The organism is Acetobacter lambici (genome assembly GCF_011516885.1).
GTDB lineage: Bacteria > Pseudomonadota > Alphaproteobacteria > Acetobacterales > Acetobacteraceae > Acetobacter > Acetobacter lambici.
Map to the genome: position 1 here is coordinate 174,986 of NZ_WOTD01000001.1, position 12,472 is coordinate 187,457.

At 60.5% G+C, this 12,472-nt stretch carries 8 protein-coding genes; 6 read left to right on the forward strand and 2 right to left on the reverse strand.

All coding sequences use genetic code 11. From position 1 onward, the window contains the following. Positions 1-126: 126 nt before the first annotated feature. Complete coding sequence (locus GOB86_RS00880; RefSeq protein WP_165990515.1) at positions 127-4,338, reverse strand: translocation/assembly module TamB domain-containing protein; 4,212 nt, start codon at positions 4,336-4,338, stop codon at positions 127-129. Further along, on the reverse strand, positions 4,338-6,254 hold the full coding sequence (locus GOB86_RS00885) for a BamA/TamA family outer membrane protein (protein ID WP_165990715.1): 1,917 nt from the start codon (positions 6,252-6,254) through the stop codon (positions 4,338-4,340). The genes GOB86_RS00880 and GOB86_RS00885 overlap by 1 nt, the downstream gene beginning before the upstream one ends. A 267-nt stretch (positions 6,255-6,521) precedes the next feature. Between GOB86_RS00885 and GOB86_RS00890 the strand changes: the two genes are divergently transcribed. The 6 genes from GOB86_RS00890 to GOB86_RS00915 all read left to right on the forward strand — a co-directional run bounded on the left by GOB86_RS00890 (position 6,522) and on the right by GOB86_RS00915 (position 12,456). Further along, positions 6,522-7,613 carry a lysophospholipid acyltransferase family protein gene (locus tag GOB86_RS00890; RefSeq protein ID WP_165990516.1) on the forward strand — a complete coding sequence of 364 codons (1,092 nt, stop codon included), beginning with the start codon at positions 6,522-6,524 and terminating at the stop codon, positions 7,611-7,613. A 170-nt stretch (positions 7,614-7,783) separates the two neighbouring features. Continuing rightward, positions 7,784-9,202, forward strand: coding sequence for a tRNA (N6-isopentenyl adenosine(37)-C2)-methylthiotransferase MiaB (gene miaB, locus GOB86_RS00895; protein WP_194301000.1), 1,419 nt, complete (start codon positions 7,784-7,786; stop codon positions 9,200-9,202). Then, the gene (locus GOB86_RS00900) at positions 9,199-10,296 is read left to right on the forward strand and encodes a PhoH family protein (protein WP_408737270.1); all 1,098 of its coding nucleotides are present in this window, start codon (positions 9,199-9,201) and stop codon (positions 10,294-10,296) included. Before miaB ends, GOB86_RS00900 begins: the two co-directional genes overlap by 4 nt. Continuing rightward, positions 10,280-10,822: an rRNA maturation RNase YbeY gene (ybeY, locus tag GOB86_RS00905; RefSeq protein ID WP_165990518.1), complete on the forward strand. Its 543-nt coding sequence runs from the start codon at positions 10,280-10,282 to the stop codon at positions 10,820-10,822. The genes GOB86_RS00900 and ybeY overlap by 17 nt, the downstream gene beginning before the upstream one ends. Continuing rightward, entirely contained in the window at positions 10,819-11,766 is a 948-nt protein-coding gene (locus GOB86_RS00910; RefSeq protein WP_165990519.1) for a hemolysin family protein, read from the forward strand. The genes ybeY and GOB86_RS00910 overlap by 4 nt, the downstream gene beginning before the upstream one ends. Positions 11,767-11,835: 69 nt before the next feature. Then, the gene (locus GOB86_RS00915) at positions 11,836-12,456 is read left to right on the forward strand and encodes a DsbA family protein (protein ID WP_165990520.1); all 621 of its coding nucleotides are present in this window, start codon (positions 11,836-11,838) and stop codon (positions 12,454-12,456) included. The last annotated feature ends 16 nt before the right edge of the window (positions 12,457-12,472 follow it).

The window sequence follows — 12,472 nt, forward strand, 5'->3', positions numbered from 1 at the left end:
TTACCACGGACCATTCAGGCCATAAGCCTCCTCTTGGGCGCACTAGGGGCAACATGTCTCCTGTTACCGACAAGAGTGGGCAACAAGGTGTTTCATGGCGCGCACTCTTACTGCCGCCAATCCTCTTTAGTAACGATACTGCCAGAGCAGCCCCACACTGCTGCCCGGATCGTTCTCAGGTGTGGTAAATCCGGTTACGGAGCCACCCGTACCCACGGTGGTATTGAGCTTGAGGTGGTTTGTCAGGTCCACCTGCACCTGTGCCTGCGTGCCCGAACCGGAGGTGGCCTGCTTGGCCCCCACATAAACCCCTTTCATAACGTATTTGCCCGCTTCCACGCTGGAACCACCATTACCAACACCCGAGCCGCCTCCCACGGCCAACCTGTCCAGATGCAGGGTTTTGCGTAAGGTGCCCATAGGGTCAAAGGTTGTCAGCCCGGTCAGGGTTGCCAGTGCCGTGCCCACTTCCACCATCTGGGTAGCGGAAAGGGAGCGGGCATCGGTGCCAAACAGCAGCATGGCCAGAACCTGATCCTGCGGCAGGGCGGGCATGGAATCAAAACTGATTTTTGGCGCGCTGGCATACCCCCCGACCTTGAGCATGGCAGTCTGCCCCTCGACTGCGCGATCGGCCTCAAAATCGAGTGTCGGATCAAGCTGGTGCCCCACGCCAGAACCGTTAAAGCCAACCCGCCCCTTGGTGAAGTTGAGCGAAATACCCGCCAGATCAAAGTTCCCGCGTTTGAGGTCAAACCCACCTGTTACAATGGGAGCCTGCGTGGTGCCTGTAACCATCAGGCGGCCTGCCATTTCCGCATCCAGCCCATGCCCGCGCACAAAAAACTTGCCCGGAGATGTCAGCTTAAGGTCCAACCCGATTACGGATTGATGCGTGCTGGAGGCTTTGGCTTCCTCCACGCGCTGTTTTTCCTCCCCGGGGCGGATAATATCCAGCCGGGCAATGGACGCGGGGAGCGAGTTGGGAATATTGATTTCCACACGCTGCAAATCCACCCCCCCCACAACATCCATGCGTGTGCGTACCTGCCCGCGCACCGTTATGTCGGCATTAAGTACGGCGGTCAGCAGGTCGCTGCTCACTGGACGTGCGTTTTGGGCAAACAGGTGCAGGTCTATGGGCAAACCCGGCATGGCAACGCCCACAAACCCGCTCCCGCCCAGAGTGCCGTCTCCGGCCTTTGCACTCAGGCTCTGGATAACAATACGGTCACGCGCCCCCACCACACGGCCATTGATCGCACTGAGGTGAAAACCCTGAGAAAAATCCTGAAAATCCGCATTGATCAGGTCAATCGCCCCCGTAACGGCGGGGGCGGCAGGGCTACCCCGGACCTGAAGAGCCATCTGCACCTGCCCCTGCGCCTGCCGCGCCTGCGCGCCCAGTATGCCGTTGGCTATGCTCAGGTCCAGATGTCCGTCGGCCCGCAGGTCCATCTGGCCCGTTTTGGACAGAGGCGCACTACCACGCACCTGTAAGCCCAGCTTGCTCCCTGCCGAGGCGTTGACCTGTATCTGCGCCAACGTGCGGGCAAGGTTGGCCGTGGCATCCACCTCCATTGCGGGCACGGACGCCGCAGCCGAACTATCTGCCATCCGCAGGTTACTGCCCCTGACCTGCACCTTGCCTTCCGGCTTATCCAGTGCGCCAGACAGTTTGGCACTCAGCGAGACAACCCCCGTGGCATGGAGGTCGGGCATAAACGGGTGCGCCAGAGCCGGGGTTACATTCCGAATATCCGCCGTAACCGACAGACTGGGTTTTATCCGCCCCGCCACATCCAACGTGGCGGGCTGGCTACCCGGCGTGCCCAGCACCGCCCGCAAGCGGTCAATGCCCAGTGTATCCCCAAAGGATACCAGCACGGGGGCTTGCAGATTCAGGGTTTCCTGCTTTGCGGTGGCACTCAGCTTCTGAAGTTTGAGATGCTTGTCCGGCAGGTTGAGCAAAGCTTGCGTGTTCAACGCAAGAGGACTGCCCGACCAGCTTGCAGGCCCCACCTGTGCTGAAAGGAGCATTGCTGTATCCGGCCCTTTGGCACTCAGGAGCGCTTGCCCACTTACGCCGGCTACAGCAATGCCACCAAGGCGCAGGGTCATATCCGGCGTGGGGTGGGCAACCGGGTCCGTCACAGACCCCGCCAGCGCAATCGAACCTACCCGGATGGTGGGCGTAACCACATTGCCTTTGAGCTTGAGAGCCACGACTGGCTTGTCCGCCACCATACTGGTCGTGACCGACGCCGCCATGGAGCCAGCTATTTTCTGCCCCACAAGGGGGCTGTAATCTGCCAGTTTGCCAATTGTCAGGTCCAGATTGCCCTGCGGCACCACTTCCTTGGGAGCAAGGGTGAGTGCGCCCTGCCCTTTTGTGCTGTTCCACGCCAGTTTTTGCAGGTCGAGATGGCGCTTACCATCAGCAGCCTGCCCAAACGCTGCCTCCAGTAATGCTGGAGCCCGGTCCAGTGTGCCCTCAAGCGCAAGTGTGCCCTGCGGGGCTGTTGGCAGGTGGGCAACCGTTGCATCCAGCGCCAATGCCCCCTTGGGCATGGTCGCCGTGCCCAGATTGGCCTTGGCCTCCAGCGTTGCCACAAAATCCTGCAATGGCCCCTTAACTGCCAGCGCAATATTTGTATCCCCCCGCAGATTGGGGGCCAGTTTTTCCAACGCGGGCAGGCTGATATTGGCAGTCATGTCCACAGTGCGCCCGGTCTGCACATGCCCCTGCACCGCAGCGGCCAGCGCCTGCCCCGCAAGAGTGAGGGATGACAGATCAATCTGCTGCCCCGCAGGCATGTTGCCCTGCGCTGGTAGGGGGTGCATGGCCGCGGCCAGCGCAAAACGCCCATCGGGTCCAAGCAGGCCCGCTGCCTGCGCCTGCCCACCCGTTATGGCCAGTATGCCATTAGCCACAAGATGTGTGTCATCCTGCGGGTGAAGGGGGCGGTCGAACTGTGCGTTCACGTCCGCATGGCCACGCAGTGGCACCCCCGCAGCCTCACCCAAGGGGAGCAGATCTGGCACGCTCAGGCTGAGTGTGCCGTTTTGCGGAGCCTGCACCCGCACCTTACCCGACAGGGCCAGAACCGGGTGGTCGAGTGTAAATACAACAGGCATGCCCGGCTCGGCGGGTTTGAGCAGGGCGTCCAGCTTAAGCGGGGCCGCCGCCAGCATTGTGGGCGCTTTGCCGGGCAGACGCAGCCCATCGGCTGTAAGCAGGAGGTGAAGTTGCTCGGCCAGTGCGCTGGCGTTCCCGCCCTCCCCTGCAAAACGAACATTCAGTGTGCCAACCTGCACGCCCGATGCGGCCAGTTGGTCCACATCCAGTTGCGCCGTGCCGTGTGGTGCGGCCATTTTGCCGTTCAGGCGGGCAGCAAGGCGCACGGCCTGCCAGCCTATATCCGGCGTAAGGCTAAGTTGCGGAGACTGGGCGGAAAGCTCCAGACTGGCCAGTTGTTGCCCAAGCAGGTCCAGCGTGCCCCGCGCGCGTGCACTTATGGCTCCGGCCGAGGCATCAAACGCCAAAGTGGTGGCCGTAACCGGGCCTTGCATGTCCAGCTTGATGGCCAAGGGCGCCAGTTGCGGCATACCCAACCGTGTGGCGGCAAACCCGTCCGCACCCTCGCGCGCACTCAGGTGCAGGGCCAGCTTGCCCCCACCTGTTGCCGTAGCAAGGCCGATCTGCCCCGCCTGATCGAGCCGCGTGACCTGCAAGGCAATATCCGACTGGGGGAGTCTGGGCAGGCTTAACCCGTTAATCACCGGGTCAATATTGGCAAGCCTGCCGTGACCACTCACCCGAAAGCTGGCGGCCTGCCCGGCAAGGGGCGCGCCCACATTAATCCGCCCAACCTCCAGTTTGCGAATATCCACTCCCAATCGCAATGCGGATGGAGCGGACGGGGCCACCGGAGTCGGCTGCGGTGCGGCATCGGACACGGGCAGGCGCGGAATATCTAGTTCGCCTGCGGTAAAGGCGTAAATTTTTGCCTGCCGCCACACCATGGCCAGAGGCGACCAGTCCAGTCGTACGTCCTGAAGTGTAAGCCACGCCCCCTGCCTGTCGTGGATGGCAAGGGTTGCAACATGCAGATTATCTGGAAAACGCCCGGACAACCCCGTGAGCGTCACCATGCCCCCGGTCAGGGATTCGGTCTGGCGGACCAGCATCCGCCGCCCTGGTCCCGTATTGGCCCCTACCAGCAGGACCGTTGTCGCCAGCGCACCAATACCCAGCAGCGAACCAGCGGCAATAAGCGCAAAACGGCCAGCACGCCGCCATAGGCTGCGCTGGGGGGCGGGTGTAGCATCCGGCATTAAAATGTTTCCCCCAGCCCAATATACAGGTCCCACGTATCCCCACGTGGTGCACGGTTAAGCGGCACTGCCACATCCAGCCGGACTGGTCCAATGGGGGTGTAATACCGCACACCACCGCCTGCACCCACGCGCAGGGTGCCGGTAAAGGGCATGCTGCTGCTCCCCACCTGCCCTGCATCCGCAAAGGCGGCCATGCCAAAGCTTTTGAACAGCCGCTGCCTGTATTCCACCGTTCCCGCATCCAGCGAGGTGCCGCCAATGGCGTATTTGGTGTGGCCATATTGCGGCCCCACCCCCTGCCAGCGGTAGCCTCGCACCGTGGCACTGCCCCCTGCATACATGCGCTGATCAGGCGGGATGTCCCACGTACCAGCCCCCTGAATGCTGCCAATAGTCCCACGAAAAGCCAGAATACTGCGCCCCGGACGGCTTATGCCCAGCTTATGCAGGTCCACATAGGTGGAGGCCGTTGCGTTCATGATTGTAAAGAACGACGTGCCCGCCCCCTTGCTCCCCAGAGAGACCGATGGGGTTACATTGATGTTCGCGCGCACACCATGCGTTGCGGGTTCTATGGGGTTACCCACCCCCGTATTGTCATACATGCCCGAAAGTGGTGCCGAAAGAATGGTGTAACTGCGGGTTACGCCAAACTGCTCAATACTTTCCTGTTCCGCGGCAAGGCCAAAATTGCCATTCCAGTTTTTGGCCAACGGGCGGGTTATGCCCCCACGCAGCAGCAGCGCCGTCTGCCGGTAAGACCAGAACAACTGGCGTAGTCCTTCTATGCGGGCATTCAGGTTCTGTTTGCTTTCCAAAAAGTCCGGTTTGAAAAAATCGGCATACACATCATACCCAAGCCCCTGCTGGGCGGACCCGCCAAGGCCCGTAATCAGGGCGGTCAGGCGCAGGCGCTCGGCATTACCCAGCAGGTTGTTGTGGGTCCACATTGCCCCCACACGTGCACCAAGGTCCGTGGAATACCCAAGCTCCGCCCCAATGGAGTGGCGCTTGCCCTCCTGAAACAAAAAGTCCAGCGGCATGGTGCCGTTGACCGCCTTATTGGAGGCATCTTTGACCGTAACGTTGGAAAATACACCCAGCGTGGTCAGGTCCTGCCGGGCGGCTTCTATGCGGGATGGCTGGTAAAGCTGGCCCTCATGCACAGTCAACCGCCTGCGCACGAACGATTCATGCACCTGCTTAAGCCCGTCCATGTTGATCTTGCCAATATCCAGTATGGGGCCGGGCACAACGGGGTACACAATGTCCAACGTTTTGGTGGCCGGGCGCAGATAGGCCATGGGTTTGTCCACCTGTGCCAGCGCATGCCCGCTCTCACGCAGGGCTTCAAGCAGGCGGCCACCTGCCGCCAGCACGTCCGCCGCTATGGCGGGTTGACCTGTGTGCAGGCCAAACGCTTTTTGCTGTGCGTCGGTCAGTTGTGGTGCCACGCCGGTTGCACTTTCCACCAGCTTGACCGACCCCACATGGAATAGCGGGCCTTTATCGACCTTGACGGTAATATCCACTTTTTCGTGCGCTGGAACGGCTCCGATCCATGTGGCCAGAGCGGTGGACATGCCATCCATGGCAATACCCTGCTTGCCACTGCGGAGCATGATATGCACCGTGCCATCATAATAGCCGCAACTTTCCAGCGCGCCGCGCAGGCGGTCATACTCGTTCCGAACACGCCCGGCCAACGCAAACGGACCAACCGCGCGTGTGGATTGCAGGCTTAACAGGTCCGACGAGGTCTTGAGCGCGGTATCCAGATCACTCTGCCCTGTGGGGTCCAGACTTGTCACATAGGGCTGCGGGTCCGCCGCATGTGCGCCGCATGTTAACGCGCTCCATAGCGCCGCTCCAGCCAGAAGGCGATTCGCGGTGCCTGTATACCTGCCAAATATATTGCGGTTGTAAACGGCCACTCTGCCCCGTCTGCCTGTTGCTCAATAAAGTTCATGCGGCCTGTTGCGCGGCCTTATTTTTGCACGTCTACCCTGCCTATAACCACACCATGACAAAATTTAGGTGCCTCCGCCAAAAAAACCTTCATACACGGTGGATTGTCCCTTTACCCATCTTCGCGGTATGAGAACGCATGTTTATGTGTTTCTTCCACATTGCTGCCCGCTCCTTGGCCTGTCCGGCCAGTCTCTGGCAGAAGCAGGACCATGCGCACCAAGCCTGACCAACCTACGCAGCCCCTGCCCTTGGGCACGCCTGCCACCACCGCCCCGATCTCCCCCCTTCCCACATGGGTAGATGTGCTGTTCCGCCGCGCGGGGGAAGCGCGTTCGGCCCTACGTCTGGCAGGATTGCTGGTATGGGTGCCGCTTTCCGTCGGGTTTGAAGCCTGCCTGCTGCCTGTGCCCGGCACGGCCAAAATCCGCTGGACGCGGGTTATCTGGGGTGTGCTGTGCCGCATTATTGGCCTGCACATTACAGTAAAGGGCAAACGGGTCGGCACGGTCGGGGGCATAAAAGCCCGCAAACGTGGCGAGCGGCCTGTTATCTATATTTCCAACCACATGTCCTGGCTGGACGTGCCTGTGCTTGGCACGCTGCTGCCCTCTGTTTTTGTGGCCAAGGGAGATATTGAAAAATGGCCGGTCATGGGGTTGGTCTCCCATATCGGACGCACCATTTTTGTCAGCCGCCAGCGCAGCACCACTGGCCGCGAACGTGACCTGATGATCCAGCGCATGGTGGAGGGAGACAATCTGGTCCTCTTCCCCGAGGGCACATCCTCCGACGGGTCACGCGTTCTGCCGTTTATGTCCGCTTTTTTTGCCATCGCCAAACTGCCCAAACTCAAGGAAGGCATGGACAAAAGCCTGCTGCCTGTAACCTATGCGCCGGGCATGGCCCCGCTTATCCAGCCTGTCTCCCTTGTTTACAACCAACTGGAAGGCCTGCCGATCAGCCGTTTCCGCCGTCCGATCTTTTCGTGGTACGGAGACATGGATCTGGGGCCGCATGTATGGCAGCTTTTGCAATGGAAGCGCTCGCGCGTAACTGTTGTTCTGCACGAACCACTGGACCCCGACCTGTTCCCCAGCCGCAAGGCGCTGGCGCAGGCAGCATGGAAGGCCGTGGCCGATGGCTGCGCGGACCTGCGCCAAAACCGCGAGCCACGGATTCAGCCCGGTCGGTTCAACCCAGCCTCCCTGCCTGCCAATTTTTTGCCCGCGCATATCAAGAAAACAAAACTGCGGCTTGACAGAACCACCTCATTTTTTGCTTCATTGAGAAAGAGGACATAACCAGCGGGTCGCATTCCTGCGCTTCCGTATTGTTCAGGGCAGGAGACCACTCTGTCAGGCACGGCATGGACCTTATTACACACCAATCCCCCCCGCTCACCCGCAAGCCGTGAGAAAAGAGGCTTGACCTGCGCCGCCTCACGCCTGATGTCCTCTTTCCGCCGCATGGAATGGGCCAGCGGCAGAGCAGAGTGGCAGCCATTATGACCCGAACCCCCGACCAGACAGCACCATCACGCGCCCTGCATGTGATTACATGGGGCTGCCAGATGAACGTGTACGACAGTGCACGCATGGGGGATGTGCTGCGCCCACTGGGCTACCAGCCGGTGGATACGCCCGATACGGCGGACATGATCATCCTTAACACCTGCCACATCCGTGACCGTGCGGCGGAAAAGGTTTTTTCCGAACTGGGGCGTCTGCGGCTGATCAAGGAAGCTCGCAAGGCGGAAGGCCAGCAGACCATTATTGCCGTGGCAGGCTGTGTAGCACAGGCCGAAGGGCAGGAAATTCTGGCCCGCGCCCCGTATGTGGACATTGTGCTCGGCCCGCAGACCTACCACCGCCTGCCCGAAATGGTGGCCCGCGCAGCCCGTGCGGGCAACGCCATTATCGAAACCGATTTTCCCGCTGAGCAGAAATTCGACTTTCTGCCAGAAGCCGAAGCCCCGCAGACACCGGGCAATTACACAGCCTTCCTGACAATTCAGGAAGGCTGTGACAAGTTCTGCTCGTTCTGCGTTGTGCCCTACACCCGTGGGGCGGAAAGCAGCCGCAGCGCGCAGTCCGTTCTGGCTGAAGCACGCCGCATGGCCCAAAGTGGCGTGCGCGAGATCAGCCTGCTGGGCCAGAATGTAAACGCCTATCACGGGATCGGCCCCGATGGCGCGGTATGGGACCTGACGCGCCTTGCCTATGCGCTGGCCGAAATTCCCGGTCTGTCACGCATCCGCTACACCACATCCCACCCACGGGATATGGATGATACGCTGATCGCGGCACACCGGGACCTACCCGCCCTCATGCCGTTCCTGCATCTGCCTGTCCAATCCGGTTCGGACCGCATTCTGCGTGCCATGAACCGTGGCCACACGGCAGATGAATACCGCGACCTTGTCCACCGCCTGCGTGCGGCAAGGCCGGACCTTGCCCTGTCCTCCGACTTTATTATCGGCCACCCCGGTGAGACGGACGAGGACTTTGAAGCCACCATGCAGCTTGTGCGTGATGTGGGTTTTGCGCTGGCCTATTCCTTTAAATACTCCCCGCGCCCCGGCACCCCGGCCGCGGGAGCGCCCCTACAGGTGCCCGAGGACGTAAAGGATGCCCGCCTGCAAGCCCTGCAAAAGCTCCTGCGCGAACAGCAGGATGCGTTCAACGCCTCCATGGTTGGCAAGACCGTGCCCGTCCTGTTTACTGGCAAAGGGCGTAAGCCCGGGCAGATAACAGGACGCTCACCCTGGCTCCAGCCGGTCCATGTGATCGGCCCTGACCACCTGATCGGTCAGACCCTGCCAGTCCGCATAACAGAACGCCTGACAAATTCGCTGGGCGGTATTCTGGAAGAGGAGAATGTTTACGCTTGAATACCACGCGCACGTCCCCCCCTCCTTCCGTCGCGGTTGCGGAGCTGGTTCAGCCCGTAACTCTGCAATTTGAAAACAATGCGCTACTTGCCCGACTGGTCGGAGACCACGACCGGCACCTGCGCTGCCTGGAAGAAGGGCTGGAAGTGGACGTTGCGCGACGCGGCAACCGCATTTCCATCCGTGGTCTGCCAGAGACCACGTCCCTTGCCCGCACGACCCTTAGCCTGCTGTACCAAAAACTGGCAGCGGGCGAGACCATAGACATCAGCGCAGTAGAGGCGGCCATACGCATGTCCAGAGTGCATGAAAGCAGACCCACCCTCCCCCTGTCTGTTGCTCCGGCAACCCCCATTGCCAATCAGGACCCGACATGGCCCATTATCCGGCTACGGCAGGGCAACATAGAACCCCGCTCCCCCGGACAGGCCACCTACATGCGCGCTCTTGCCAGCAAGGAGCTGGTCTTTGGCATTGGCCCCGCAGGTACGGGCAAAACCTACCTTGCCGTGGCGCAGGCGGTCTCCCTCCTGCTGGCAGGCTCCATTGACCGGATCATCCTCTCCCGCCCGGCGGTGGAAGCGGGCGAGCGACTTGGCTTTCTGCCCGGAGATATGAAGGACAAGATCGCCCCCTACCTGCGCCCGCTCTACGACGCCCTGCACGACATGCTCCCCGGCGATCAGGTCATGCGCCGCATGAGTGCTGGCGAAATTGAGGTCGCTCCCCTTGCCTTCATGCGTGGGCGAACACTCTCGCACGCATTTGTTATTCTGGATGAAGCCCAGAACACCACCATCGCGCAGATGAAAATGTTCCTGACCCGTCTGGGCCCGGGGTCACGCATGGTTGTAACGGGGGATCTGACCCAGATCGACCTGCCGCACGATACACCCTCGGGCTTGCAGGACGCGGTGGATACGCTTGAAAACGTCAAGGGAATTACCATTTCCCGTTTTGAAGCAGCAGATGTTGTGCGACACAAGCTGGTCGCGCGCATTATTGAAGCTTATGATGCAAAAACGACGACGGCTGATAAAAAAGGGCACTCCCGCCACAAGGGCCGTCAGGAGAACAATGGAACCGCGAAGTAGCCTTGGCCCTGTCTTGACCCAAGACGTGGCCGACCCGGTGGATACGGACCCGTATCCAGCAGGGTTTCATGATGAGTTGACGCAGGACGTCCCGGACGTGCTGGTCCGGGACGCCCGCTGGCGCTCCTACGCCCCCACCCCCGAAAAAACCGTGCGCCGTGCCTTGGCGGCGTGCGCGCAATATGGTCTGGAGCCCGGCAGTGTTGTGCTGGCGACTGATCGGGAGGTGCGGCTGCTCAATGGCAGGCACCGGGGCAAACACAAGCCAACCAATGTACTGACCTTTGAACCCCCGCCGGGCTATGGTGGGGGGGATATTATTCTGGCGCTGGAAACGGTTGTGCGGGAGGCCCGCAAGGCCGGTCGCCCGGTCAGCCACCATCTGGCGCATCTGGTTGTGCATGGCAGCCTGCATCTGGCAGGTTACGACCACCACCACCCAGGCGAAGCACGGGAAATGGAAATGCTGGAATCCCGCCTGCTTTCCCGCATGAAAGTGCCTAACCCGTGGAAGACCCGGTCATGAGCGAACACGATACTTCAGCCGAACGGGCGGACCCTTCCGGGCGTGGCCTGTTTTCGTTTTTTCAGCGCAAAAAGCCCACAGGCGGGTTGCGTAGTTCCATTGCAGCCCTTGTGCAGCAGGCCGCCGAAGCAGGGGATGAAACCGCGCCAGACGGCGAAAAACCGGAACTGGACCGGCAGGAACGCGCGCTGATCGCCAACATTCTGCGCCTGCGCAATATTTCGGCCGATGACGTTATGGTGCCACGGGCCGATATTGTGGCCATGCCGGTTTCCATCAGTCTGGACGAGGCACTGGCCATGATGCGGCGCGAAAACCACTCGCGCATGCCTGTCTACCGTGACCAGTTGGATGACATTGTGGGCATGATCCACGTTAAGGATCTGATTGCCTATGTGGGCACCAGCGAGGCGTTCAATCTGGAACCCCTGCTCCGCCAGCCGCTGTTTATTGCCCCGCAGATTCCCGTGCTGGACCTGCTTTTGCAAATGCGCCAGCGCCATATGCACCTAGCACTTGTGATTGACGAATATGGCGGCATTGACGGTCTGGTCACAATTGAAGACCTGATCGAAACCATTGTGGGCGATATTTCCGACGAGCATGACGAACCCGAGGCAGTGCTGATTACCCCGCGCCCGGATGGATCGTTTGATGTGGACGCCCGCTGCCCGGTTGAAGAGTTCGAGCAAAAAATTGGCCCGATTCTGACCGAGAGCGAAAAAGAAGCCGAAATCGAGACCATTGGTGGCCTTGTCTTCCGCATGGCCGGGCATGTACCCACCCGCGGCGAGGTGCTGACGCACGAAAACGGCTATCTGTTCCGTGTGCTGGATGCGGATGCACGCCATATCCGCCGCGTTCGGGTCCGCAGGCTGCTCAGCGAGGGGGAAAATGCCTCCGCGCCCCCTGCTCAGGCAGGTCAGCCCTCAACAACAGGTTGACGGCGGTTCTTTCTGCCGCCATCCCTGTTCCCAGAATTATGGTCCATTGATCGGGAAGGCTTGGTTCTCATGTCCTTTACACGTCGTTCTTTTCTTGTCGCCACGGGTGCCGCACTCACTGCCAACTCATTCCAGAGTGCGGCTTTTGCGGCCGATGCGCCCGATACGCTCTTTACCCCCCGTGTGCTGGGTAGCCCGGATGCCAAGGTTGTGGTGGAGGAATGGTTCTCCCTGACCTGCATCCACTGCGCGCATTTTGCGGAAGAGACCTTTCCGCAGGTTAAGAAAAACCTGATCGATACGGGCAAAATCCGTTACGTTTTTCATGACTTCCCCACCGACCAGTTGGCAACCCTTGCCGCCATGGTTGCCCGCACCCTGCCCGAGGAACGGTACGAACCTTTCTGCTCGGCCGTGCTCTCCAGCCTCGACCGCTGGGCCTATAACAACGAGGTCGACCACAAGGCCGAGTTGCAGAAAATGGCCGCCTTTGCTGGCATGCCAGCCGAAACGTTTGAAAAAGCGGTTACGGACCAGAAGCTGCTCCAGTTCATCATGACCGAACAGAGCGAGGCGCAGGACAAATATAACATTGAGTCCACGCCCACCTTCCGCTTCAACAACAAGGAGCAGGTGTCCAGCGCCCTCTCCTACGACGATTTTGTCAAATATCTGACCAAGGCAAGCTGACTGTTTTTTAACAGTC